This is a genomic window from Salinivibrio sp. SS3, from assembly GCF_001722105.1.
GTDB lineage: Bacteria > Pseudomonadota > Gammaproteobacteria > Enterobacterales > Vibrionaceae > Salinivibrio > Salinivibrio kushneri.
The window spans coordinates 75,114-98,750 of record NZ_MEBQ01000018.1 but is presented as its reverse complement, the minus strand read 5'-3'; the positions used below and the strand labels follow the sequence as shown (position 1 = coordinate 98,750).

The following is a 23,637-nucleotide window of genomic DNA, read 5'->3' as shown; positions in this document are numbered from 1 at the left end:
AGCGTAATATGCAATGAAAACCATTCTTATTTGGATCTTGCACTATGAAACTGTCCACGCTTGGTCGCGGCCAATCCGCGCGTATTACCAGTGTCCATCATGTGCCCGCGTCTGTTCGTCATCGTCTCGCGGTCATGGGTGTGATTCCAGGCACAGGCGTTGAGCTTGTCAGGCGCGCGCCATTGGGTGATCCACTTCAGATCCGCCTCGACAGTGAACAACTGATCGTACGTCGCGAAGTCGCCAAACTGATTGATGTGGAGGTAATCTGATGAGTTCACGCCGCATTGTACTTGCAGGCAACCCAAACTGCGGGAAAACCACCTTATTTAATGCGCTCACCGGCTCACAACAAAAAGTCGGAAATTGGGCGGGCGTCACTGTCGATAAAAAAGTCGGTACGCTGAGCCTCGACCACACCGAGTGTGAACTCACCGATTTACCCGGCCTTTATGCACTAAACGCAGGCTTTGACGCCAGTATTGATGAGCAAATAGCCACTTACGCCATCGATAGCGGCGAGAACGATTTTATTATTAATGTCTTAGACGCCAATTGCCTAGAGCGCGGTCTATACCTCACCCTTCAACTGCGTGAACGCGGTGTTCCTATGGTGGTGGTGATTAACAAAATGGATTTGCTTGATCGTAATGGTCAACAACTCGACACCGCCAAATTACAAACGATGCTGGGTTGTCCCGTGTTAACCGTCACCGCATGCCAGCCAGCGACCGTCGACACATTGCGCCACCAACTCGCCCACCTGGCCACCCATTTACCCGTTTGTGAGGCAATGTATCTGAACTACGGTGCGGCATTAGAGAACTGGATTCAAAGCCAGCTTGGCGCCCGTTTTCTTCATGCAGCCGCTGCACAAGTGAATCAACGCGCGCACCTGCTTGAGTGCTTGGAGCGGGGCCGCTTGCCTGATGGTAGCACCGAGGCTGACCAGCAGCAGTTTACGATCGCAAACCAAGCCCTTTCAGACTTAGATACTGACATCGCCATTGCGGATACGCGCTACAGTGCGATTCGTGACATGGTTCACCAGGCTCGCCGCGAGCTTCGCCACCTCAGTCGCAATAATACCGAAAAGTTAGATAAGGTCCTTCTCAACCCCTTTTTATCACTGCCTATTTTGCTTGCTGTCCTCTATGCGATGTTTGTGTTTGCCATCAACATTGGCGGAGCCTTTATCGACTTTTTCGATATTGCCGCCGGCGCGATACTTGTCGATGGTACCCATCAGCTTCTTGACGGCATACTGCCGACGGCGATTGTCACTATTCTCGCCGATGGCCTCGGGGGAGGTATTCAAACCGTTGCCACCTTTATTCCTGTTATTGCAGGCTTATACCTATTTTTAACGGTATTAGAAAGCACAGGTTACATGGCACGTGCCGCCTTTTTATTAGACGGTTTAATGCAAAAAATGGGGTTACCGGGCAAAGCCTTTGTGCCCTTAATCCTCGGCTTTGGCTGTACCGTTCCTGCCGTGATGGCAACGCGCACATTAGAACAGGTTCACGAGCGCAAAACCGCAGCCGCGATGGCGACATTTATGTCCTGTGGCGCCCGCCTTCCGGTATACGCCCTCTTTGCCGCGGCGTTTTTCCCACAAAATGGTCAAAACCTTGTTTTCGGCCTCTACTTACTTGGCATTATTGCTGCGATCATCACCGGCCTGATACTGCGTCATACCCTTTATCCAGGGCATAGTGAAAGCCTGTTGATGACACTTCCAGACTACGAACTGCCGCGTGTGCGCCATGTGATGAGCAATACCTGGCAAAAGCTGCGTCGATTTGTTCTGGGTGCCGGTAAAACCATTGTTATCGTGGTAACCATTCTGACCTTCTTTAACTCTCTGGGCACCGATGGGTCGTTCGGACACGAAGACAGCGAGTCTTCCGTCCTGTCGAAAACAGCACAAGTAATCACGCCGGCCCTATCACCTATCGGGATTGAAGAGGATAATTGGCCTGCTACCGTCGGGTTGGTGACGGGTCTGTTTGCCAAAGAGGCGGTGGTCGGCACCTTGAATAACCTTTATGCGCCCAGCGAAGAAGCGGAAGAAGAGCCCACACTGGGAGAAGCGCTGGTCGAAGCGGTTCAGAGCATTCCGGAAAACTTATTTGGCATTGATTATACCGACCCATTGGCTATTGACGTCGGTGAGATTGAAAACACCGAAGCCGCCGCACAAGCGCAAGAAGTCAGTATGACAACGTTTGATAATTTGCACCGTCAATTCACTAGCACCGCCAGCGTAATGGCTTATCTTATTGTTATCCTGCTTTATACCCCATGTGTTGCCGCTCTAGGTGCCTACACACGTGAGTTTGGTCGCCGGTTTGCCCTGTTTGTGGCGAGCTGGTCAATGCTGCTAGCGGTAAGCGGTGCCACGCTATGCTACCAATTCAGTCAGTTGAGTGTCGCCACCACGCCAGCCACACTCTACATCACTGGCCTTTGTGCCTTACTGATTGTCGTGGTAGCACTCATGCGCTATGTCGGCAAACATCCCCATTGGTTTAAGGAGACCTACTATGATCCTGCAAAAGCTCAAAGCCAGTGTCATTCAGGCGGGTGTCATTAGTCGCCTCGATCTCGCCAACCAATACGGGATCAGTCCTGATGGAATCGACGCCATGATGGCAACCTGGGTCAAACGCGGGGTGGTTATTCGACAATCGGGGCGTAAGGATCCGCAAGATATCCACTACCGTTTGGCACACCAGAATGAAATACAATGCTTCAGCATTATATAGCATCGTAGCCATCGCCATTTTACTAGGCAGCTTTTAAGCTGCCTTTTTATTACCTACCGTCTTCTCTCGCCCTCCCCTAACGTTGATGCACCTCACTATACCTCCTTGAGCACGCTGTTCTATGATAAAAAGAGAGCGATGTGAGGGTGTAAGCCATGAGTCGTTATCAAACCCAATCAAGCGAGGCACAGTACCAGCCCGGCTCTGGTGAGCAAGTGCTTAAAAATCATATTGGGGTGACGGAACCAACCGAAATGGACGATATCGAGGCTAACTTGCTCTCGAAATTGTACGAGCGGGTGTTCACCGGCGGCCATTTCCCGCGCCAATTAAGATTTGGCACCCTCGCCAGCTGGCATCGACAATGGCTGGGCAATGTTTACCCATGGGCAGGTCAGGTGAGAAATGTTGAGCTAAGTAAAGGTGGATTTCGTTTTACTTCCCCCAAACAGATTGGGCCCTGTTTGCGGCAGTTTGAAAGCGCCTTCCTCAGCCAATACCCTGAGGTATCTGTGATGCCGCGCGCGACACTCATTCGTTACCTTGCACAAAGTCATGTTGAGTTGATACTTATTCACCCATTTCGAGAAGGAAATGGACGTATATCGCGATTACTTATTGATGTGCTATGCCAACAGGCAGGGTTAGGACTGCTGGACTATCGGCTTTGGGAGGAAAACAAAGATTTTTACGTTGCCGCCATCCAAGCGGGGGTTGGGCATGATTATCAGCACATGGAACGGCTCATTGACGACATTTTGCCGCGTCATCCACTCCCCATCTCAATCGGCGAGCGTTAGGTTTTGATACTTATGTTTATTGGTTTTCAGTCTTGCTTCCACTTCTTCTGTTGATGCTTGCGTCTCGATTGCGGTCGAGCTTGCCACTGCACGCTCTATCATAGCGGGCGTGATTTTTTTTGCTTTTTTCTGCATTAATCGCCTTTTCACAGTCACACTTGTCATCATTGATTAAATTTTAGTCAAAAAAAGGCGTCAATTCAACGCGGAGTGCGGTCTATTTTCTGCAAAATTGTGAAGCACAACGTGCAGACTGAGCACGGAGCAAAACATACAAAAACGGCGACCCTAAAGGCCGCCGTCTTGTTCATTAATGGTGCCCCGGGCCGGACTTGAACCGGCACAGCGCGAACGCCGAGGGATTTTAAATCCCTTGTGTCTACCAATTCCACCACCAGGGCACACAATCTTTTCAGCCGCTTTCGCCACTGTTTTATATTTGGAGCGACATACGAGGTTCGAACTCGTGACCTCGACCTTGGCAAGGTCGCGCTCTACCAGCTGAGCTAATGTCGCTTATTTATTCAAACGTTAATTAACGCTTGGAAAATTGGTTGCGGGAGGCGGATTTGAACCACCGACCTTCGGGTTATGAGCCCGACGAGCTACCAAACTGCTCCATCCCGCGTCCGTATTGTTTTAGCCAGAGTTCATGGAGGCGCGTCCCGGAGTCGAACCGAGGTCCACGGATTTGCAATCCGCTGCATAGCCACTCTGCCAACGCGCCTTGGCGCTTCACCTCTCGGCTAAGTGGTTTGAATTCTACATAAGTTTTTTCACCTGTCACGAAAAAATTATCATTTTAGCGTTTAACCGACGATTATTTATCCAAACATAACATTTCACTATTCTCTCGGCGCTAAGTGAGCCCACAAAAGGCCGATCAACGTAGCGACGAACGCAACATTGACAATAATGCCAGCCCGATTAATCAGGGCTGGCACCTACCTACATTAGTGATTCACCTAGACATCCGCGAGCAGGCGTTCGCGTTCGTCTTTTTCAATCAGTTCCCAATGACGACCTTGCTGCGCCCCCACGAGCTTCCAAAGTAGATTGATATCGATATCTTTACCGTGTGTCATTTGCACTCGACGAAACATTTCTTGCGGCGCCATGCTGTAAAACGTTGATACGTCCTTTACACCCGACTTTTTTAACATCCTTTCAATGGTTAAACGTAAGTTGGGTAAATCCCGCAACCGAAGACTGGATGCCGATACTTTCTGCGCTTTATCTTTGATCGCACGCTGTAACGACTGCTCAATCATCGCAGGCAAATCAGGATCATGACCTAAGTAGAGTGCGGTTACATCATAATAGTTAACCACCGCTGAGGTGCTTTTCTTCACATGAACAAATTTATCACACCCTTTAGCGATCAACTTGTCGGTGAGTTGGCCTCCCCCTCGTAGATAAACATGCTTTCCAGTAAGCAGCGCAAACATCGCCTCTCGACAGAAAAAGCCAATACCACCAAACATAGAGCGTTGCTCCATCTCCCCATAACTATCCAGAAAACGCATTAATTGGGCTTCAAATTGCTTCGCCATCGAAAACTCTCCTTCAGCGAATAGATGTTCATATCCAGCCATCAGCCGGCCCATAAACATGACTGATAATTTAGTCAATGTGCATGATTATTTTAACGGGAGGAGGTTGCATCAAATGACAATCAAATACTATGCATCTGATCACTTATCTTTAAATAGTCCTTTCATTGAGTGTGGTTTTTGTCACATTTATTACAAACATTTTTTCTTCGTTAAATAAAGTTCTCGACACATCTATGCTTAACTCATCGTCACGAGTGCGCTAAATTGAGAGTGATAGGCGAATAGTCAGGGAGCCGACATGTCGAGACACCCGCTGTTAATAGAAGCAAGTCATTTATTGCCTGGGGGATTGCACAGCTATGTGCTGTCTGAGTCATGTTACTTACAAATGCTTCAGCAGGCAGGCGAACCACCGCGTCTTTTGGTCGCGATGAAAAATGAGGATGAGGGTCAGCAGCGGCCGCACGCGATTTCTCCTATCGTCACGCTTTGCGAGATTGCAGACTTCAACCGTCATGGTGCGCATGAAATTGCGTTGACGTTACAAGGGATTGAAAGTGTCAAGGTGACTGCGATCGACGCGGGTGAAGGTGACGTCAATATGGCGCATTATACGCCGTTACCAAAATGGCAACGCCACACAGTTCCCGACCACTACCTCTATCTGAGTGAAAAGCTGCAGCAATATTATCGCTCGAATCCGACACGCCACGAACACTTCCAGTTAACGCAGTACGATGACATTGGCTGGGTCTGTCTTCGCTGGTTGGAGTTACTTCCTATCGAAGTGAAGCAGAAACAGCTTCTACTGTCCCAGCCGACTGCCTTATTGGTGGCCGAGTTTATTGATAAATTATTGCGGTATCCGCTTATTGACGACGACTAAGTCAGCGACAGATGAAGGGAGTTGTATAAATTATCATCAAAGACGCCAGCAGGCTCACCGATTGAGAGAAAGGCGGTTCTCTTTTATTCTGCGCCCCATTACTATGCAGGCTGCTGACAAATACTATCAGGACTTATGGATCATCTTTCATTTTTTTGGGTCTCACCGGATCGTGATAAGTACTTACGTTCCCTAGAAACCGAGTTTTATAAGCGCGCCGTCGAAAGCATCCGCGTCAATCGTCTCTCCCTGCCCCCTTTACCGGATGCCGTTCTATCAATACAACGGGCCAGTAAGCGATCGGATACCACCATGCGGGATATTGCCAATCTCTTACTGGAAGATCCGAGTTTATGTGGGGCCGTGCTTAACGCCGGGAATTCTGCTTTGTTCGCGCCTCGCGCGACAGGCCAGTGCAAAGATGTTCAAACCGCCGTCTCTCGACTTGGCGTTGATCGCGTTTTAGGGATCATCACAGCCGCCGCCGTCTATCAACTTAAGAGTGATGCCTCATTTTCCAAGGCCTGCAACGCGCTATTGAAAAAAAGTGCGCAAAAATCCCGGGAGCTTGCCGCTGCGATGGCATTGGTGACGCAAAGAGTCAGGAACTACTGTGATGAGCCGCTTTCAGTGGAACCCGAAAAAGCACTGATAGTGGGTTTGCTTGCGGATATTGGCTTATACAGCGTGATAGGCGAGTTCCAACGCTTTATGAATCAGGGCCACTATCTAAAATTTGACATTGCCGAGCGCGTCTTCTTTTCACTGGCGGGCGACTGCAGTCGTCTTGTGCTCAAACAATGGCAGTTTGACCGTGACTTTATCGAAGTCGCCATCAACAACAAGCTTTACACAAAGCCACGCCCCGATATCACCTATTTAGATATCGCGAGAATGGCAAATCACTTGTTAATGTTTCGCAATCAAGATGACGCGATAGAGGATCATGAGGTGGAAATCACTGCGCCTGGCGCAGAAGCGTTATATGAGCTATCCAGCCTCGACGACAAAGAGTTCTCGCGCCAGCTACACCAAGTCATGGACGCAAGCAGTATCTGACACAAACCAGGGTGGTCTTCCCTTTCACCACCCTTGTCTGATTTTATTGACCCACCTATTAACCGGTTGATAACCTCAAGCTCTACTTTCTTAACACCGAGCACAATCAGATGTTTTCAGGGATGCTACTCATCTTCTCGCCGCTTATTATCGGCTATTTAATCCCCATTAAGCAGGTGCGCTACCTCAACGCTGTCAATACCCTGACGATGCGGCTAGTGATGGTCATTTTAGTGTTGATGGGCTTAAGCCTCGCAGGCTTAGATAACCTCGGGCAACATATTTCCACCATTTTGTATTTCGCGGTCACTTTCTTTATTTGCATTGGCGCGACCAATCTGCTTGCCCTGCCTGTTCTCGATAAGCTCTTCCCAACCGAGACCCATGGACACCAACATAAGCTAACCCTCAGTACCATGATGTCAGAGTCCGGTAAACTGATTGCCGCGGTGGCCGTTGGCTTAGTCGTAGGGCTATTGCTCAATCACGATCTGTCTTGGGTCGATACGGCCAGCGAAGGGATTTTATTACTGTTGCTCTTACTGATTGGCATTCAGTTGCGTAACAGTGGCATGACGCTGAAGCAAATCATCCTCAATAAAAGTGGACTGATGATTGCCGCTCTCGTTGTCGCGACCTCCTTGCCCGGTGGCTTGCTGGCAGCATGGTGGTTAGATATTCCCTATCATCACGGTTTAGCGATGGCCTCTGGATTTGGCTGGTACTCATTGGCGGGGATCTTGATGGGCGACGGACTGGGACCAGTTTACGGCGGAGCATCATTTATTCTCGAGCTCGCACGAGAGCTAATGGCGATTATGATTATTCCAATATTAATCCGACGCTACCCGCTCACCGCAATTGGATATGGCGGTGCCACTGCAATGGATTTCACCTTGCCGATCATTCAAAGCACTGGGGGTATTCGCTGTGTACCGATTGCCATTGTCAGCGGGTTTATTCTCAGTTTATTAGTCCCTGTTTTGATGTTGTTCTTTCTCTCACTCGGTACCAACTAAAGAAAAAGGGGTAGCAAGATGCTACCCCTTTTCATATTTGCTGGTTTAGCGCATGCAATTATTGGCTGCGCATCCAGTTATCCATTTCAGTACGCAGGTTGTCTGACTTGGTACCAAAGATAGCTTGTACGCCACCTGATACCACAACCACGCCCGCTGCACCTAGCTGCTTAAGCTTGTCTTGGTCAACAATTTCAGTGTCAGCCACTGAGACACGTAGGCGAGTGATACACGCATCAAGACCAGTGATGTTATCTTTACCACCGAATGCCGCTACCAGGTCGCCAGCAAGTTCAGAGCCTGTCGCGGTTGATACGTCAGCGACCGTCTCGTCTTCACGTCCAGGCGTTTTCAGGTCAAGGGCGCGAATCACCACACGGAACACGATGTAGTAAAGAACCGCATAACCAAGGCCAAGTAGCACCAGCGTTGTCACGTTCTCAGCACGTGGCATTTGCACGATGAAATCGATAAAGCCGTTCGAGAAAGTATGGCCGTGAACAACGCCCAGTGCGTTAGTCAGCACATACGCTGCACCCGCCATGATGGCGTGGATACCATACAGTACTGGCGCGATGAACAGGAACGAGAACTCGATAGGTTCAGTGATACCGGTCAAGAATGAGGTCAGTGCACCAGATGCCATGATACCCATGATTTTGGCACGGTTTTCTGGTTTGGCAGAGTGTGCGATAGCAAATGCCGCCGCAGGTAGACCAAACATTTTGAACAAATAACCGCCTGCCAGCTGACCAAAGCCGTTGCCCGCTTCACGCGTTGCATCGTTAGCGGTCAAGAAACAGGTCATGATGCCGTTTACTTGCTCGCCGGCGTTGTTCACACAGCTGCCCGCTTCATAGAAGAAAGGCACGTTCCAGATGTGGTGTAGACCGAATGGGATAAGTGCACGCTCTACCACACCATAGATACCAAATGCGGTCACAGGGTTTTGTTCGGCGGCCCAGTGAGAGAAGGTAGCGATACCACTGCCGATTGGTGGCCAGATAACAGAAAGGATCACACCAAGCGCGATAGAAATGAAACCGGTAATGATTGGCACCGACCGCTTACCGGCAAAGAAGCCAAGGTAGTCAGGCAGTTGAATCGTGTAGAAGCGGTTAAACGTCCACGCCGCGACACCACCGGCGAGAATACCACCAAGCACACCTGTCTTGATTTCTTCAGCGCCCATGACTGGTGCCATGACATCCAGTGTCGCCACCATGATGCCGTAACCGACAATGGCAGACAGACCGGATACACCATCGTTATTGGTGAAGCCTAGCGCCACACCGACGGCAAACAGCAAGGCCATTTGACCAAATACAGACCCACCAGCTTGTTCCATCATGTGTGAAACAATATCTGGCATCCAGCTAAAGTTGGCTGCACCAACACCCAAAAGTATACCTGCGACCGGAAGCACAGATACTGGAAGCATCAGCGCCTTACCGACTTTTTGCAGGTTAGCAAAGAGGTTTTTTGACATAGTTCTTGCTCCTGACAAGGACGTTTAACAATGTGTTTCTGAAGACAGACCTTTCGATTCCCCCGCAAGAGGTCGCACGATACAACAGGTGCCCAGAGAACAAACGATTTGTGATTATTGAACTCACCCAAACTATAAGGGGCGAATCATCACCTTGCCCATCAGTAACGATTTTACTGATTAAAAAGTAAATATAGATCACAATTAGAATTGGCGATAAAAAAAGCAAAAATAATCATAAGATCATGATTTAAAATGACAAAAAATCCATTCCCTAGGGGAAACGATACGAGCAAAAAAATAGCAACCCTCTCACCCCTAACGTTATTTTACGTAACGAATTAATACAGCACGTAATATAATAAGTTTAGGTTGATAAATATCAATAAATTCAGGTAGTTATATTTAAAATTGCGCGAGATCAATCTTGATAGGCTAGCGATATAAATCGGTTATTTTGGCGCAAATATCACCAAAAAATGACGCCAAATTAACCAGGCGGGATGGCGCCATCTCAAAACTAATGAAATCAAAAAGCGGTGTTTTCTTACGGCGAGAAGTGCTTGGCGTGCTAAGCACGAAAAACGCCCGACAAGATTATCGGGCGACTTGAATTATTGCGGGTTTGCACCAGAAAAAAGCGCAAAAAAGTTACGGCTGGTGATGTCACAAACCGTTTCCACCGATTCACCTTTTAACATCGCGACGTACTCAGCGACTTCTTTCACATAAGCCGGCTGATTTTGCTTGCCACGATGGGGAACAGGTGCCAAGTAAGGCGAGTCTGTTTCAACCAGCAGGCGGTCAAGCGGGATGCGACGCACCACATCTTTCAGCTCTGTGGCTTTATTGAACGTCACTATTCCAGAAATTGAAATGTAGAATCCCATCTCAATCGCTGCTTGTGCCATTTCATAGCTTTCTGTAAAGCAGTGTAGCACACCGCCGACGCGCTCAGCGCCTTCCTCACGCAGAATCGCAAGTGTGTCTTCACGTGCCGCGCGCGTATGGATAATCAAGGGCTTGTTGAGCTCAACCGCGAGGCGGACATGCTGACGGAAGATCGCTTGCTGCTGCTCGGCAAGCTCTGGCTGATAGTGGTAATCCAGCCCTGTCTCTCCCACCGCGACGACACGCTCATCAGCGGCTAAGGCTTTCAGTCGGTCATAATCGAAACCATTTTCAATATCCAAAGGATGCACGCCACATGAGGCAAAAACATGCGGATAAGGTCGGATCATGTCTAGCATCGCCGGAAAACTATCTAGCGTGACTCCCACCGAGAGAAAATAGTCGACGCCCCTTGCCTGCGCTTTATCTAAAACATCGGCAACATTCTGGTGCAGCGAGTCGTAATCCAGTTTGTCGAGATGGCAATGAGAGTCTATTAACACGTTATTCTCCAATCGATAATAACCACTGACTAACCACCAGTTCGGTATTTAGCCCTGTATGAATTTGTAACTGACGCTGTAATTGATGCAGCGCGCGTAATAATGAATGAGCTTGCTGAGTGGTCAGTGCATTGGCCACTTCCGCCACCCGTTGGTGATGATGCCGATGCACAATGGTTTGTCCCACACCTTGACGCCATTTAAGTACATCAAGCAGAAAATGACTGAGCCAGTTCAATGAAGCGGGATAGTGTGCGACCAAGACCTCAATAGTGTCAAATAAGCCTGCTCTCTCACACACATAGGTAGAAAACCCTTCCACCACAGCATGGTGATGATCTAACCCGCCCGATGCCACAAAGTCACTGGCGGCCAAGGGCGCGCCACGGTATAAACCCACCGCATGGTCTGGTACCGAACGCTGTAATGCTTGCTCGATCCACGCCTTGGCTGTGTCAGCCTCCGCCTGCGGAGCCTTCCACACACTACAGCGACTGACAATGGTCGCAAGTAAACTATCCAGCGAGTCTGTCAACAATACGAAGTAACACCCTGAGGGTGGCTCTTCTAGCGATTTAAGCAACGCATTGGCCGCGGCTTCCCCTAAACGTTCGACACACTCGATAACAATAAAGCGCGCCCCGCCCAATTGCGACGTTTCCAAGGCTTGCCGTTGCACCTTGCGGACTGCATCAATACCAATCTGCTTGCCGGGTTTCTCGGGGGCGAGCCAGTGAATATCAGGATGGTTACCCGCCGCGAAAAGCTGACAATGATGGCAATGACCACAAGCGCTATCGGTTTGGTCGCTACACAGCCTTACCTTGGCAAGCTGGCTAATCAACGCGCGACGTCCGCTGCCCGGGGGCGCGGCCAACAAGAGCGCATGCGGAAACCTTGCACTGATCAATAGCTGCTGCCAATGCGCCCACACGCCTTCAAACCAGGGATAAACGCAAGGCGCGGGATATGCCAATGTTATCTTGTCACTCATACGCCTGTCTGCTGCTTAAGCCAGTTTTTTAGTGCCGTCTTAATCTGAGCGGTCACTGTGTCTAGCGACTGGCCCGCATCAATCACCACCATACTGGGATCGTCGTTTGCCAATGCCAGGTAGCGCGCTCGCGTGCGCTCAAAAAAATCAAGTTGCATTTTCTCAATCCGGTCCAGATCACCACGGCCACGCGCACGTGCCAGGCCTACCTCTGGGTCGATGTCCATATATAGAGTCAGTGAGGGAGCAAACTCTCCCAATACCGTTTCTTTGAGGCTCTGCATCAGCGACGTGTCCATACCCCGTCCCCCACCTTGATAAGCCTGTGATGACATATCATGGCGATCACCCACTACCCATTGACCCTTTGCCAGGGCGGGTTTAATCACATTTTCGACAAGCTGTACTCGGGCGGCATAAAGCATGAGCAGCTCGGCTTTATCCGTGAGCGGTTCATCCGGGTGGCCTTGTTTGACAAGCGTTCGCAACTGTTCGGCAAGCGGCGTACCACCGGGCTCTCGCGTGGTGATCACATCTTTGATGCCGACGTCGAGTAACACCTGTTTGATCTGATTGATGGCCGTACTTTTGCCCGCGCCTTCAAGGCCTTCTACAACGATGAAATGGTTCTTCATTGATTCTTCAACACTTTTAGATAATCACGCACGGCCCGATTATGTTCGGCCAAGGTGGTAGAAAATTGATGGCCGCCTTTACCCGTGGCGACAAAATAGTAGTAATCCGTTTTTGCTGGCTGCGCCGCGGCAAAGATCGACGCTTTACCTGGCATTGCGATCGGCGTCGGGGGCAAGCCATTAATCACATAGGTGTTGTAGGGGGTCGGTGTGCGCAAGTCACGCTTACGAATATTCCCCTCATACTTATCACCCATGCCATAAATCACGGTGGGATCGGTTTGCAAACGCATACCGCGTCGCAACCGATTCACAAATACCGACGCCACCTTTTCGCGTTCACTCGCCACCGCGGTCTCTTTTTCAATGATGGAGGCCAATATTAATAGCTGATAAGGGGTCTCAATCGGCAAGTCCTCGATACGTTGCTGCCAAGCCTGCTTCAAGGTCGATTCCATTGCACGCGCGGCGCGTTTTAGCAATGCCATATCGGTATCTCCCACGTCATAAGCGTAGGTTTCAGGTAGCAATAAGCCTTCCAATTTATCGTGACTGATCCCTAACGCGTCAGCAATGGCGGCCTCACTCATCCCGATTAATGTTTGTTCGAGATGCGGGGCTGATTGGATTTGATTACGCCACTGAGCGAACGTACTCCCTTCGACAAAGGTGATTTCATCTTGATATTGCTGGCCTGAACGCAGGGTCGCGAATGCCTCAGCCAACGTTTGTCCAGGTTGGATCTGAAAGGTGCCCGCTTGTACCCGAGTCAGCTCTGGATAAATCCGTGGCGCAAATTTCGACCAGATGCTTGACGCCATCCAACCGTTGTCTTCAAATTTTGCAATGACCTTATGGTAATGTGCACCGCTAGGTACGGTGAATAGCTGAGGCGTCTGCAAGGATAACGGCGTAGAAATAAACGCCTTCGTTTGCCAAAGTACCCCAGCGACTGAGGCCAAGACTATCGCCATCAATACGCCCATCAGCCCCAAAAATCGCTTTTTTAGCACGCGTTTAACCTCTGTTGTAATCGCCTTGTCAGCGTATGCGTTGTATAGCTTGTTTCATTGATGGATATCACTGGCACCACCTTCATCAAGGTATTGCAAACAAACACTTCATCGGCACGCCACAGCGCCGCCTCATCGACCGCGACCGTTTTACATTGGTAGTCCGTGAAACCTTCAATCACCGCCATCACTTTTTCTCGCATTAATCCCGCCACACCGGCATAGGCTAAATCAGGTGTATAGATGACATGGTCTTGGCACCAGAAAAGGTTAGATGCCGTGGTTTCAACTAGGTTGCCAAACATGTCCGCGACTACGAAATCATCGGCCTCGGCGTCTTCCAGTGCCAGCTTTAGGCATACCTGCTCTAACCGATTGAGATGTTTAAGCCCCGCCAAAGGTGACGCACCAAGTTGTATGTGCGTCGTCGCCAACGCCACGCCATGCTGTTGCCAGTGATGATAATGGCGTGGATACGGATGCAGGCTGACAATCACGGTTGGCGACGAGCAGCCTTTAGGACTGTAACCGCGGCCCCCCTGCCCTCGGGTGATGATCACTTTCAACACCTGTTCATCCTGCGAATGCTGACACGCTTGATCGAGCGTTATTGCGAGTGCCGACCAATCGACCCCGCGAATGGCTAATCGCTCACAAGTGCTTTGTAAACGCAGTATATGGGCATCACGGTCAAGTAATAGACCCTGATACACATGGCCAGTGGTGAAACAGCCATCACCAAATTGGAGCCCTCGGTCAGCGACCGCTAGTTCGCGACAAGGGTGTCCGTTTACCCAGTACATCTATCAACCTCGACAATCAACTCATCTTACCGACAATAAAAAACGGCCCGAATCGTCGGGCCGTTACTATAGCAAACTCTTTTTAGGCTGTATAAACGCCGATGCGCATTACAGCTTTTTGAAGATCAAAGAGCCGTTGGTGCCACCAAAACCAAAGGAGTTACACAACGCGTACTCCATTTTTACGTCACGCGCTTCGTGCGGCACGTAATCTAAATCGCAACCCTCATCAACATTATCAAGGTTGATCGTTGGTGGGACGGCTTGGTCAATCAGCGACATGGCAGTGATAATAGATTCAACAGAGCCTGCCGCACCCAGCAAATGACCCGTCATCGATTTGGTTGAGGAGACCAACATGCTATCAGCTGCGTCTCCCATTGCACGACGAATCGCCTTGCTTTCCGCCACATCACCCGCTGGAGTCGATGTACCATGCGCGTTAACGTAGCCAATTTGTGCCGGGTTGATACCCGCATCACGAATCGCCGCTTCCATCGCCAGTGCCGCACCTGAGCCGTCTTCACTGGGTGACGTCATATGGTAAGCATCGCCACTCATACCAAAACCGGCTAATTCACAGTAAATGGTCGCACCACGTGCTTTCGCATGCTCGTATTCTTCAAGCACCATCACGCCTGCCCCATCACCCAGCACAAAACCATCACGATCTTTGTCCCATGGGCGAGAGGCCGACTGTGGATCATCGTTACGTGTTGATAATGCTTTGGCGGCGGCAAAACCGCCCATACCAAGCTCGGTGGAGGCTTTCTCTGCGCCGCCAGCAACCATGGCGTCTGCATCACCGTATGCAATCATACGGGCAGCATGACCAATATTATGCAGGCCTGTGGTGCATGCGGTTGAAATCGAGATGTTTGGGCCACGCATGCCGTAGTTAATCGACACGTGCCCTGCAATCATATTAACGATGGTTGATGGGACAAAGAAGGGGCTGATTTTACGCGGACCTTTGTCCATATACGCACGATGGTTTTGTTCAATCAAACCAAGACCACCAATGCCTGAACCTATCGCGACACCTATACGGTGTGCATTATTGTCATCCACTTGCAATCCGGAGTCTTTAATGGCTTGCACACTGGCAGCAATGCCGTATTGGATGAACAAGTCCATTTTTCGTGCATCTTTTTTCGACATGTAGTCTTCACAATTGAAGTCCTTAACCATGCCGGCAAATTGGGTGGCAAAGTGAGTGGCATCAAAATGCTCAATCGCGGAAATACCGCTTTGCCCGGCTAGCAGAGCTTTCCATGAAGACTCAACTGAGTTACCCACGGGTGACAACATACCCATGCCAGTCACAACAACACGACGCTTAGACACGATGATATTCTCCGGAGAATATTAGTTTGGAAATTAGAATAGCTTAAAAAGAACACAGGCGGTCAAGGAGACCGCCTGGTAGGATTCTGAGATTACGCTGAAGCGCCGACAACGTAGTCGATGGCTGCCTGTACAGTAGTAATCTTCTCTGCTTCTTCATCTGGAATCTCTGTATCGAATTCCTCTTCAAGAGCCATTACCAGCTCAACGGTATCCAGAGAGTCCGCGCCCAAGTCGTCTACGAATGAAGCTTCGTTTTTCACTTCTGCTTCGTCGACACCTAGTTGCTCAACGATGATTTTCTTTACGCGTTCTTCGATGTTGCTCATATTAATACTAGTCCTTACAAGATTCGCAGATGCGATATGTGCTGTAGTTTATTCATTAATGTGGAAGTTGCAAGACCTCCACGGCTGGTCAAACCACGATTTGGGGACAAATCAATCGGAGTTTGACGTGTGTCATTCGAGATTGCAACGGTCTCGATCAAATCATGTACATACCGCCATTGACGTGCAAGGTCTCACCCGTCATGTAAGCGGCATCATCAGAGGCTAAAAACGCCACCGTTGCAGCAATCTCTTTTGGATCACCCAAACGCCCTGCTGGCACTTGTGCCAGAGTCGCAGCGCGCTGTTCATCATTTAGCGCCTTGGTCATATCGGTTTCGATAAAACCAGGGGCGACCGTATTCACTGTGATGCCACGCGCAGCCACTTCACGTGCCATGGATTTGGTAAAGCCAATCACGCCTGCTTTTGCCGCCGCATAATTTGCCTGTCCCGCATTACCCATCACACCGACCACAGAACCAATATTAATGATTCGGCCACAGCGTTTTTTCATCATCGCACGCAATACTGCCTTTGATAAACGGAAGATCGACGTCAAGTTGGTGTCCATAATGTCCTGCCACTCGTCGTCTTTCATCCGCATCAATAGGTTATCACGAGTGATACCGGCGTTGTTAACCAGAATATCAACATCGCCAAATTCTTTTTTGATCGTATCAAGCACCTCTGCGACTGACTCTGTCGAGGTCACATTGAGTGCCAGGCCTTTACCGTTTTCACCGAGGTAATCGCTGATTGCCGCGGCGCCTTTTTCGCTGGTCGCCGTACCAATTACAGTGGCACCACGCTCCGCTAAAAGCTCTGCCGTGGCTCGGCCGATCCCACGGCTTGCGCCTGTCACCAGCGCTACTTTTCCGTCTAGTTTCATTCGGTTACCCTTTTAGTTGATTCTGCCGACATACGCCGGCAGTCACAAAGTGTCTTCGTAATACGGTTTATGCCTTCGCCGCGGCAAGGCTGGCGCTATCATTGACCGCCGCGCTACTCAACGCCTTGTTGATGCGTTTGGTCAAGCCAGTCAATACTTTGCCAGGGCCAAATTCCAATAGCTGCTCCACACCTTCAGCCGCCATATGCTCGACCGTTTCAGTCCAACGTACCGGGCTATGTAATTGACGCACCAAGGCTTCTTTAATTGCAGCCGGCTCTATCGGCGTTGCTACATCTGCATTGTTGACCACAGGAACACGTGGTGCATTAAAGGTGACCGATTCCAGTGCTTGCGCCAGTTTTTCTGCTGCTGGCTTCATCAGCGCACAGTGAGAAGGCACTGACACGGGCAGCGGTAATGCACGTTTTGCGCCCGCGTCTTTACACAGGGCGTTAGCACGCTCAACCGCTTCTTTATTCCCCGCAATCACCACTTGGCCTGGCGAGTTGAAGTTAACCGGTGAGACCACCTGACCTTGCGCCGCTTGTTCGCACGCCGTGGCAATCGCGTTATTGTCGAGACCAATAATCGCCGACATCGCGCCAATACCCGCTGGCACCGCCTCTTGCATCAATTGACCGCGCAACTCGACAAGCTTAACGGCTTCTTTAAAATCCAATACACCCGCACACACCAAGGCAGAATATTCACCCAAACTATGACCAGCAAACATCATGGGCGCCGCACCACCTTGAGCTTCCCATACACGCCAAATAGCAACAGACGCGGTGAGTAACGCCGGTTGGGTGCGATGGGTTTCATTTAAGTCCGCGTCAGGCCCTTGCTGGACCAATGCCCAAAGGTCATAGCCAAGCACGTCTGACGCTTCTGCAAACGTCTGCTGCACAACGCCATATTGTTCGGCGAGCTCCCCGAGCATACCCACGGCTTGCGAGCCTTGACCGGGAAAGACAATCGCGGTTGAAGAACGAGCTGTTGAAGACATAGCTGTTTTCCTATTTATTTAAAATCTGACTAACGCTGAACCCCACGCGAATCCGCCGCCAAACGCCTCAAGTAAGAGTGTCTGGCCTCGTTGGATTCGCCCATCGCGCACCGCCTCATCAAGGGCAGTTGGCACCGATGCGGCAGACGTGTTGCCATGGCGGTCAAGCGTCAATACCACTTGATCCATCGACATCGCGAGTTTCTTCGCGGTCGCTTTAATAATCCGGTAATTGGCTTGGTGTGGTACCAACCAATCGATATCTGATTTTTCAATTTGGTTGGCCTGAAGCGTTTCTGTCACAATATTGGCCAGTTGTGTTACCGCTACTTTGAAGACTTCATTCCCCGCCATATAAAGCCACGCTTCATCGGCTTCTAACGATTGACCACGCTCCGGATACTTAAGTTTCAATAGCTCGCCAAATTTGCCATCAGCTTTCAAGTGTGTGGACAAAATACCATCATTTTCATCGGCAGAGAGCACGACGGCACCTGCACCATCACCGAACAAAATGATGGTGGAGCGATCATCGGGATCACAGGTGTGAGACAGGCGATCTGCGCCCACCACCAGCGCATTTTTAGCCAGGCCGTTTTTAACGTATTGATCCGCCACACTGAGTGCATACACGAAACCAGAGCATGCCGCCGCGATATCAAAGGCGGGGCACCCTTTAATCCCCAACATGGCTTGCACGTCACAGGCAGCCGCGGGAAACGCACGCTCACCACTAGTGGTGGCAACAATAATCAGGTCGATGTCATGTTTATCAATGGCAGCCATATCTATCGCCTGTACGGCGGCCTGATACGCCATCGAGGCAACGGTATCTGTCGGTGCAGCAATGCGACGCTCCTTGATCCCCGTACGGGTCACAATCCACTCATCACTGGTGTCTACCATTTGTTCAAGGTCAGCATTGGTGCGAACCTGTTCAGGCAAATAGCTGCCTGTGCCCAAAATCTTACTATACATGAAGACTACTAATGCCTCTCGAGAAGAACTGCCTCTAAACGGTCACTTATCTTAGTTGGGATTTGCCGTTCGACCTCGTGCACCGCCTCAAAAATAGCGTTTTCGTAAGCGGCGATATCAGCGCGTCCGTGGCTTTTTACAACGATGCCGCGCAATCCTAGCAAACTTGCGCCGTTGTACTGGTCGGGTTTCAGCTGTTGGAGTTGATTTAATAGATCAGAAAATAGCCATTTCGCGATCCAACGCTTAATAGGATGCGGGTGGAGATGGGCTTTCACCTTGTCGATGATCAAACGTGCCACTCCCTCGCTGGTTTTTAGCGCCACGTTGCCGACAAAGCCATCACAGACAATCACATCCGTCTCCCCCGTGTAGATCTGGTCGCCCTCTACGTAGCCGGTGTAACGCACGGACTCACTGTGCTGCAAGAGATCAGCACAGCGACGCACCAAATCATTGCCTTTGATCGCTTCCTCACCAATATTTAATAGGCCGATACGCGGGGTATGGCCTAACTCAGCCTCCGCTAACACCGCGCCCATCACCGCGAATTGGAATAAGGTATCGGCATCACAGGCCACATTGGCACCTAAATCCAGCAACCATTTACGTTGATAATTGGCGCCTGGTAAGGCTGTTACGAGGGCGGGACGATCAATGCCAGGCAAGAGCTTGAGCAAGTACTTGGATAACGCCATTAGCGCCCCGGTGTTCCCTGCACTCACACACGCATCCGCCTCACCACTGGCCACCTTTTCCAGTGCCACGCGCATAGACGTGCCATGGCTGCGGCGCAGCGCCGTAGACGGACGCATATCATTAGGGATCTCGTCCGGGGCATGGACGATAGATAATCGGGAATGATGCTGGGCATTGAGCTGGTTCAGTGACGCCTTAATGTGGTGCTCGTCGCCCACTAGGATCACGTTTAGGTCCGCAAAACGTGACAATGCCTGCACGGAGGCAGGCACTGTGACTTGGGGACCGAAATCCCCGCCCATCGCATCGAGTGCAATGGTTAACCGAGTCAAGGGTCAACCTTACTTGTTGATAACCTTGCGGCCACGGTAGAAACCGTCTGCAGTCATGTTGTGACGCAGGTGAGTTTCACCGCTGGTTTTGTCTACAGATACAGCTTGAGTACCCAGTGCATCGTGTGAACGACGCATACCACGCTTAGAACGGGTTTTACGGTTCTTTTGTACGGCCATTGACCCTACTCCTCGTTACTTTGCTTTAAGTTTTTTAGTACGGCAAACGGATTTGGACGCTCATCAGCAAGTGGGATTTCCCCATACACCATGTTCTCTGCACTAACTTTACAGTCGGTGTCTTCGTGCATGGCGACTTGTGGCAAGGCCACAATCAACTCGTCTTCGACTAATTGAATCAGATCAATCTCACCGTTTTCGTCGACTAATGCCGGCTCATAAGCATCCGGTAAATTGCCAACCTGGTCATCATTGAAAACCGGGCTATAAACGAATTCAGTTTCATAGCGATATGAAAATGGCTCCCAACAACGTTGACACTCAAGACTCACTGTGACGGTCGCACGACCGGTGACCGTTTTGAGCCCTTGGGCGTCAATGTCGAACGAAAGCATCACTTCCGCATCACTATCGATGCTTTGGGTTGCCTCACCGAGACGCACTAAACGCTGCTTGTCTACAAGACCATCATAGTCAAGTTGCTTTTGTGCACAACGGAACGGATCAACCGTCAGCGGTAGCTTTACCTTCTGCATAGGGCGCGAATATTAGCCTCCAAATGCGCTGGAGTCAAAGAAAATGTTGCCTGTGTCAGGCGCGAAAGGGTGATAGCGACAAAAGCGCACATTCCATCGGTGATCGGGATGCCGCTGGTGCTTTGTCCATTCGTACCAGCAACAATGAAAACCCACCCTTTCACCGCCGTCAATAAGTCAGCTAGGCACACCGCTACGGCTTTGCCCGACTCAAAGTCGCGCCTACCATTTTTTCAGGTTAGACTGAGAGTTGGAAATAAACAATCACTGATGCGGGTTGTTTTTTGGTCAAATCTAACCCTGCGCGCAAGAAAGAAGGATCGCTCATGCACTCCACACAACCACCAAAAATTGTGCTGGCCTCAAGTTCTCCCTATCGTCAGTCTATCTTTAAAAAGTTTGCGCTGCCTTTCACGGCCTTCTCTCCTGCCATTGACGAAAGTCGGCAGGAGCACGAGCGTGCGACTGACATGGTTGAGCGCCTGGCACTCGAAAAGGCCATGGCAGGGATGCCGCTATTCGATAATGCGCTCATTATCGGTTCAGACCAAGTGTGTGTAATAGACGAGGAGGTGTTAGGCAAGCCGCATGAGCGAGAGGTGGCGATCGAACAGCTAAAACGCGCAAGCGGCAAGCAAGTCACCTTTTATACAGGGATTGCATTGATAAACAGTGACACGGGGGAGCATCAATCGGACGTTGAACCCTTTCATGTCGATTTTCGTGAGCTAGGCGAACAAGAAATTATTCGTTATATCGACAAAGAACTGCCGCTAGATTGTGCTGGCAGCTTTAAATGTGAAGGTTTGGGCATTGCCCTTTTCAATGCGATGCACGGACGCGATCCGAATACCCTTGTTGGTCTGCCGTTAATACGCTTGCGTGAAATGCTAGAAAAGGAGGGTATCTCTGTTATTTAATGCGCTAACTCATCATCAGCGCACACGTAGTTGCAACCTTACCAGCACGCAACTTAAGCACAATCAAAGCGACCAATTAGCTCACCAGCTCATTTAGGCTGTTTAATACCGCAACGGGTTCAAACGTCGAAAGGCTGGCAGAGTCTTCTACGCCCCAAGTAACCGCGAGCCTTGCCATATTCGCATTGATGGCTAGTTGCATATCATGCCCGGTATCGCCAATCATCAGCGCTTTATCCCGTGGCATGCCTGTATGCGCTAACACTTCATCCAACATTTGAGGATCCGGCTTAGAGGCCGTTTCATCGGCGCATCGCGTCACCGAAAACAAATCCTGAGTTCCCGTCTCGGCCATCGCCCGATCAAGCCCAGCGCGTGATTTCCCGGTTGCCACCGCCAATTGAAACCCCTGCGCTTTTAGAGACATAAGGGTGTCTTTCACGCCAGGGTATAGCTGACACGGCGTCGGGTTATCGTGCACAAACTGTTGGCGATAGTGGTGAATCCAATCGCCATACCATGTTGGATCTGCATCAGGGTAAAGTCGTTGATAACCTTTTTCTAAACTCAGGCCAATCATGGTTTGCAAACGCTCAGGCGGTAAAATGGGTAGTTGCCCTGTCAAACGAGCCGCCGCATCCAGGCTGGAGACAATGCGCCCAATCGAATCCATCACAGTGCCATCCCAGTCAAAGATCAACAATGAGTATGGAGCAAGCACTGAATGCGACGTTTGGCTGATCTGGCTTTCGCCAGATTGCCAAGCAGATGTAAGCGGTAATTCGACAGTCATGCATTTAACCTCTAGATGATGCGGTCTTTGCCCGTAGTCCCTCAAGCGCCCGCTCAAGCTTGGGCTCCATCGGTGCATTGAGCGTCATGCTTTCATCCTTGTTCGGGTGTCGGAAGCAGATGGTGGCCGCATGTAAAAATAAACGATCCAACCCAAACGACTTGGTATACGCATCAAAACGGGGATCGCCATAGCGGTCGTCCCACGCCAACGGGTGACCCATATACTGAGCATGCACACGAATCTGATGCGTCCTCCCGGTCACAGGGCTTGCTTGCACTAAGGTTGCTTCAGCAAAGCTCTCAAGCACTTTAAAACGGGTTTCCGACGGCTTCCCCTTTGAATTGACACGCACAATACTGTTCACCTCATTTTTCAGTAAAGGTGCCGTAACTTTGCGCTGTTTAGTCGGCCATTTGCCCATCACCAAGGCATAATAGTCTTTGCGTACCGTTTTTTCGCGAAATTGCGCTTGCAGATGGCGCAACGAAGACCGTTTTTTAGCAATCAATAAGATCCCGGAGGTGTCTCTATCAATCCGGTGCACCAGCTCCAAAAAGCGCGCTTTGGGACGCAGTGCGCGCATTGCCTCTATCGCGCCAAATTGTAGCCCACTTCCCCCGTGCACCGCGGTACCCGAAGGCTTATTGAGCACAAGTAGGTGGTCATCTTCATAAATAATGCAATGCTCAAGCGCAGCCACTTTGTCTAATTTGGTACTGGGGGCAGCTTTCTCATCGCGCTCTGGAAGGCGGATGGGAGGCACCCTCACCACGTCTCCGGCTTGCAGCTTATACTCTGGTTTTATGCGTTTTTTATTAACTCGCACTTCTCCTTTACGAAGCACGCGATAAATCATACTTTTGGGGACGTTTTTCAGCTGATTTCGCAGAAAATTGTCGATACGTTGGCCGGCGATGTCGTCATCGATGTCGATGAATCGCACTTGAGTTTTTTGTTCTGTCATAACCTTCATTCTACCGCTAAGCACAGCGACATGCACCTGCTACGGCAAGTTATCCCTTACCTAGCACAGCGACGGGCTGTGCTCGCCCCCATTACCGCGAGAAGCACAAAGGCATCATCGTGCAAAAAAACACCACATCTGCGCGGTTTTACTACCAAGACAACATAAGCGAATAAAGCCGATTGCTGGACTTTAGTCTCCCTGCTATAGTTGCGGCGTTAATCAGAAAAGCAAAC

26 protein-coding genes and 4 tRNA genes are annotated in these 23,637 nt (G+C 50.2%); 8 read left to right on the top strand and 22 right to left on the bottom strand.

What is annotated here, in order from left to right; all coding sequences use genetic code 11:
* The first annotated feature begins 44 nt into the window (after nt 1-44).
* From BGL48_RS08335 to BGL48_RS08320, 4 genes are all read left to right on the top strand, one after another.
* A complete protein-coding gene (locus BGL48_RS08335) occupies nt 45-272 on the top strand; it encodes a FeoA family protein (RefSeq protein WP_069362230.1) in 228 nt (75 codons plus the stop codon).
* Nucleotides 272-2,599, top strand: a complete 2,328-nt coding sequence (feoB, locus tag BGL48_RS08330; RefSeq protein WP_069362229.1) for a Fe(2+) transporter permease subunit FeoB — start codon at nt 272-274, stop codon at nt 2,597-2,599. The genes BGL48_RS08335 and feoB overlap by 1 nt, the downstream gene beginning before the upstream one ends.
* Complete coding sequence (locus BGL48_RS08325; RefSeq protein WP_069362228.1) at nt 2,550-2,771, top strand: FeoC-like transcriptional regulator; 222 nt, start codon at nt 2,550-2,552, stop codon at nt 2,769-2,771. Before feoB ends, BGL48_RS08325 begins: the two co-directional genes overlap by 50 nt.
* Before the next feature lie 155 nt (nt 2,772-2,926).
* On the top strand, nt 2,927-3,571 hold the full coding sequence (locus BGL48_RS08320; protein WP_069362227.1) for a Fic/DOC family protein: 645 nt from the start codon (nt 2,927-2,929) through the stop codon (nt 3,569-3,571).
* Here BGL48_RS08320 and BGL48_RS16225 read toward each other — a convergent pair.
* The 6 genes from BGL48_RS16225 to BGL48_RS08295 all read right to left on the bottom strand — a co-directional run bounded on the left by BGL48_RS16225 (nt 3,554) and on the right by BGL48_RS08295 (nt 5,124).
* The gene (locus BGL48_RS16225) at nt 3,554-3,706 is read right to left on the bottom strand and encodes a hypothetical protein (protein WP_167483330.1); all 153 of its coding nucleotides are present in this window, start codon (nt 3,704-3,706) and stop codon (nt 3,554-3,556) included. The two genes, BGL48_RS08320 and BGL48_RS16225, sit on opposite strands and share 18 nt — an antisense overlap.
* A gap of 179 nt (nt 3,707-3,885) precedes the next feature.
* Nucleotides 3,886-3,972 (bottom strand) — tRNA-Leu (locus tag BGL48_RS08315).
* 39 nt (nt 3,973-4,011) lie between these two features.
* Nucleotides 4,012-4,087 (bottom strand) — tRNA-Gly (locus tag BGL48_RS08310).
* Between the two features lie 35 nt (nt 4,088-4,122).
* Nucleotides 4,123-4,199: transfer RNA gene (locus BGL48_RS08305), tRNA-Met, on the bottom strand.
* A gap of 25 nt (nt 4,200-4,224) precedes the next feature.
* Nucleotides 4,225-4,298: transfer RNA gene (locus BGL48_RS08300), tRNA-Cys, on the bottom strand.
* Between the two features lie 238 nt (nt 4,299-4,536).
* Nucleotides 4,537-5,124, bottom strand: a complete 588-nt coding sequence (locus tag BGL48_RS08295) for a TfoX/Sxy family DNA transformation protein (protein WP_069362226.1) — start codon at nt 5,122-5,124, stop codon at nt 4,537-4,539.
* A gap of 301 nt (nt 5,125-5,425) precedes the next feature.
* Here BGL48_RS08295 and BGL48_RS08290 point away from each other — a divergent pair, with 301 nt between their 5' ends.
* The 3 genes from BGL48_RS08290 to BGL48_RS08280 all read left to right on the top strand — a co-directional run bounded on the left by BGL48_RS08290 (nt 5,426) and on the right by BGL48_RS08280 (nt 8,091).
* Nucleotides 5,426-6,013 (top strand): LON peptidase substrate-binding domain-containing protein, encoded by a 588-nt coding sequence (locus BGL48_RS08290; protein ID WP_069362225.1) that lies wholly within the window; start codon nt 5,426-5,428, stop codon nt 6,011-6,013.
* A gap of 135 nt (nt 6,014-6,148) precedes the next feature.
* Nucleotides 6,149-7,072 carry an HDOD domain-containing protein gene (locus BGL48_RS08285; protein WP_069362224.1) on the top strand — a complete coding sequence of 308 codons (924 nt, stop codon included), beginning with the start codon at nt 6,149-6,151 and terminating at the stop codon, nt 7,070-7,072.
* A gap of 110 nt (nt 7,073-7,182) precedes the next feature.
* Complete coding sequence (locus BGL48_RS08280) at nt 7,183-8,091, top strand: lysine exporter LysO family protein (protein ID WP_069362223.1); 909 nt, start codon at nt 7,183-7,185, stop codon at nt 8,089-8,091.
* A 58-nt stretch (nt 8,092-8,149) separates the two neighbouring features.
* On the opposite strand, the gene ptsG is transcribed toward BGL48_RS08280, so the two are convergent.
* The 14 genes from ptsG to yceD form a co-directional block, all read right to left on the bottom strand.
* Complete coding sequence (ptsG, locus tag BGL48_RS08275) at nt 8,150-9,580, bottom strand: PTS glucose transporter subunit IIBC (protein WP_069362222.1); 1,431 nt, start codon at nt 9,578-9,580, stop codon at nt 8,150-8,152.
* A gap of 614 nt (nt 9,581-10,194) precedes the next feature.
* Nucleotides 10,195-10,974, bottom strand: coding sequence for a TatD family hydrolase (locus BGL48_RS08270; RefSeq protein ID WP_069362221.1), 780 nt, complete (start codon nt 10,972-10,974; stop codon nt 10,195-10,197).
* Between the two features lies 1 nt (nt 10,975).
* On the bottom strand, nt 10,976-11,968 hold the full coding sequence (gene holB / locus BGL48_RS08265; RefSeq protein WP_069362220.1) for a DNA polymerase III subunit delta': 993 nt from the start codon (nt 11,966-11,968) through the stop codon (nt 10,976-10,978).
* Entirely contained in the window at nt 11,965-12,603 is a 639-nt protein-coding gene (gene tmk / locus BGL48_RS08260; RefSeq protein WP_069362219.1) for a dTMP kinase, read from the bottom strand. The genes holB and tmk overlap by 4 nt, the downstream gene beginning before the upstream one ends.
* Nucleotides 12,600-13,616, bottom strand: coding sequence for an endolytic transglycosylase MltG (mltG, locus tag BGL48_RS08255; protein WP_069362218.1), 1,017 nt, complete (start codon nt 13,614-13,616; stop codon nt 12,600-12,602). Before mltG ends, tmk begins: the two co-directional genes overlap by 4 nt.
* Nucleotides 13,610-14,419 carry an aminodeoxychorismate lyase gene (gene pabC, locus BGL48_RS08250; protein ID WP_069362217.1) on the bottom strand — a complete coding sequence of 270 codons (810 nt, stop codon included), beginning with the start codon at nt 14,417-14,419 and terminating at the stop codon, nt 13,610-13,612. Before pabC ends, mltG begins: the two co-directional genes overlap by 7 nt.
* Nucleotides 14,420-14,527: 108 nt before the next feature.
* Entirely contained in the window at nt 14,528-15,766 is a 1,239-nt protein-coding gene (gene fabF / locus BGL48_RS08245) for a beta-ketoacyl-ACP synthase II (RefSeq protein WP_069362216.1), read from the bottom strand.
* Between the two features lie 92 nt (nt 15,767-15,858).
* Complete coding sequence (gene acpP, locus BGL48_RS08240) at nt 15,859-16,095, bottom strand: acyl carrier protein (RefSeq protein WP_046075439.1); 237 nt, start codon at nt 16,093-16,095, stop codon at nt 15,859-15,861.
* 157 nt (nt 16,096-16,252) lie between these two features.
* Nucleotides 16,253-16,987 (bottom strand): 3-oxoacyl-ACP reductase FabG, encoded by a 735-nt coding sequence (gene fabG, locus BGL48_RS08235; RefSeq protein WP_069362215.1) that lies wholly within the window; start codon nt 16,985-16,987, stop codon nt 16,253-16,255.
* Nucleotides 16,988-17,054: 67 nt separating this feature from the next.
* Nucleotides 17,055-17,996 (bottom strand): ACP S-malonyltransferase, encoded by a 942-nt coding sequence (gene fabD, locus BGL48_RS08230; protein WP_069362214.1) that lies wholly within the window; start codon nt 17,994-17,996, stop codon nt 17,055-17,057.
* Between the two features lie 18 nt (nt 17,997-18,014).
* Entirely contained in the window at nt 18,015-18,974 is a 960-nt protein-coding gene (locus BGL48_RS08225; protein ID WP_069362213.1) for a beta-ketoacyl-ACP synthase III, read from the bottom strand.
* An 8-nt stretch (nt 18,975-18,982) separates the two neighbouring features.
* Nucleotides 18,983-20,005 (bottom strand): phosphate acyltransferase PlsX, encoded by a 1,023-nt coding sequence (plsX, locus tag BGL48_RS08220; protein WP_069362212.1) that lies wholly within the window; start codon nt 20,003-20,005, stop codon nt 18,983-18,985.
* 9 nt (nt 20,006-20,014) lie between these two features.
* The gene (gene rpmF, locus BGL48_RS08215) at nt 20,015-20,185 is read right to left on the bottom strand and encodes a 50S ribosomal protein L32 (RefSeq protein WP_046075434.1); all 171 of its coding nucleotides are present in this window, start codon (nt 20,183-20,185) and stop codon (nt 20,015-20,017) included.
* A gap of 5 nt (nt 20,186-20,190) precedes the next feature.
* Nucleotides 20,191-20,721 carry a 23S rRNA accumulation protein YceD gene (yceD, locus tag BGL48_RS08210; protein ID WP_069362211.1) on the bottom strand — a complete coding sequence of 177 codons (531 nt, stop codon included), beginning with the start codon at nt 20,719-20,721 and terminating at the stop codon, nt 20,191-20,193.
* Between the two features lie 326 nt (nt 20,722-21,047).
* Between yceD and BGL48_RS08205 the strand changes: the two genes are divergently transcribed.
* The gene (locus tag BGL48_RS08205) at nt 21,048-21,641 is read left to right on the top strand and encodes a Maf family protein (protein ID WP_069362210.1); all 594 of its coding nucleotides are present in this window, start codon (nt 21,048-21,050) and stop codon (nt 21,639-21,641) included.
* Between the two features lie 76 nt (nt 21,642-21,717).
* Here the strand turns inward: BGL48_RS08205 and BGL48_RS08200 are convergent, their stop codons facing one another.
* On the bottom strand, nt 21,718-22,434 hold the full coding sequence (locus BGL48_RS08200) for an HAD-IA family hydrolase (protein ID WP_077458559.1): 717 nt from the start codon (nt 22,432-22,434) through the stop codon (nt 21,718-21,720).
* A 4-nt stretch (nt 22,435-22,438) separates the two neighbouring features.
* Nucleotides 22,439-23,401 (bottom strand): 23S rRNA pseudouridine(955/2504/2580) synthase RluC, encoded by a 963-nt coding sequence (rluC, locus tag BGL48_RS08195; RefSeq protein ID WP_069362209.1) that lies wholly within the window; start codon nt 23,399-23,401, stop codon nt 22,439-22,441.
* Between the last annotated feature and the right edge of the window lie 236 nt (nt 23,402-23,637).

Bases quoted from the DNA above. Each gene is read 5' to 3' on its own strand.
- rpmF (WP_046075434.1), bottom strand. From the start codon at position 20,185: ATGGCCGTACAAAAGAACCGTAAAACCCGTTCTAAGCGTGGTATGCGT.
- ptsG (WP_069362222.1), bottom strand. From the start codon at position 9,580: ATGTCAAAAAACCTCTTTGCTAACCTGCAAAAAGTCGGTAAGGCGCTG.
- fabD (WP_069362214.1), bottom strand. From the start codon at position 17,996: ATGTCTTCAACAGCTCGTTCTTCAACCGCGATTGTCTTTCCCGGTCAA.
- BGL48_RS08205 (WP_069362210.1), top strand. From the start codon at position 21,048: ATGCACTCCACACAACCACCAAAAATTGTGCTGGCCTCAAGTTCTCCC.
- BGL48_RS08290 (WP_069362225.1), top strand. From the start codon at position 5,426: ATGTCGAGACACCCGCTGTTAATAGAAGCAAGTCATTTATTGCCTGGG.
- feoB (WP_069362229.1), top strand. From the start codon at position 272: ATGAGTTCACGCCGCATTGTACTTGCAGGCAACCCAAACTGCGGGAAA.
- yceD (WP_069362211.1), bottom strand. From the start codon at position 20,721: ATGCAGAAGGTAAAGCTACCGCTGACGGTTGATCCGTTCCGTTGTGCA.
- BGL48_RS08320 (WP_069362227.1), top strand. From the start codon at position 2,927: ATGAGTCGTTATCAAACCCAATCAAGCGAGGCACAGTACCAGCCCGGC.
- BGL48_RS08295 (WP_069362226.1), bottom strand. From the start codon at position 5,124: ATGGCGAAGCAATTTGAAGCCCAATTAATGCGTTTTCTGGATAGTTAT.
- pabC (WP_069362217.1), bottom strand. From the start codon at position 14,419: ATGTACTGGGTAAACGGACACCCTTGTCGCGAACTAGCGGTCGCTGAC.
- tmk (WP_069362219.1), bottom strand. From the start codon at position 12,603: ATGAAGAACCATTTCATCGTTGTAGAAGGCCTTGAAGGCGCGGGCAAA.
- BGL48_RS08285 (WP_069362224.1), top strand. From the start codon at position 6,149: ATGGATCATCTTTCATTTTTTTGGGTCTCACCGGATCGTGATAAGTAC.
- fabG (WP_069362215.1), bottom strand. From the start codon at position 16,987: ATGAAACTAGACGGAAAAGTAGCGCTGGTGACAGGCGCAAGCCGTGGG.
- BGL48_RS08325 (WP_069362228.1), top strand. From the start codon at position 2,550: ATGATCCTGCAAAAGCTCAAAGCCAGTGTCATTCAGGCGGGTGTCATT.
- rluC (WP_069362209.1), bottom strand. From the start codon at position 23,401: ATGACAGAACAAAAAACTCAAGTGCGATTCATCGACATCGATGACGAC.
- BGL48_RS16225 (WP_167483330.1), bottom strand. From the start codon at position 3,706: ATGCAGAAAAAAGCAAAAAAAATCACGCCCGCTATGATAGAGCGTGCA.
- holB (WP_069362220.1), bottom strand. From the start codon at position 11,968: ATGAGTGACAAGATAACATTGGCATATCCCGCGCCTTGCGTTTATCCC.
- BGL48_RS08280 (WP_069362223.1), top strand. From the start codon at position 7,183: ATGTTTTCAGGGATGCTACTCATCTTCTCGCCGCTTATTATCGGCTAT.
- BGL48_RS08225 (WP_069362213.1), bottom strand. From the start codon at position 18,974: ATGTATAGTAAGATTTTGGGCACAGGCAGCTATTTGCCTGAACAGGTT.
- BGL48_RS08335 (WP_069362230.1), top strand. From the start codon at position 45: ATGAAACTGTCCACGCTTGGTCGCGGCCAATCCGCGCGTATTACCAGT.
- BGL48_RS08200 (WP_077458559.1), bottom strand. From the start codon at position 22,434: ATGACTGTCGAATTACCGCTTACATCTGCTTGGCAATCTGGCGAAAGC.
- acpP (WP_046075439.1), bottom strand. From the start codon at position 16,095: ATGAGCAACATCGAAGAACGCGTAAAGAAAATCATCGTTGAGCAACTA.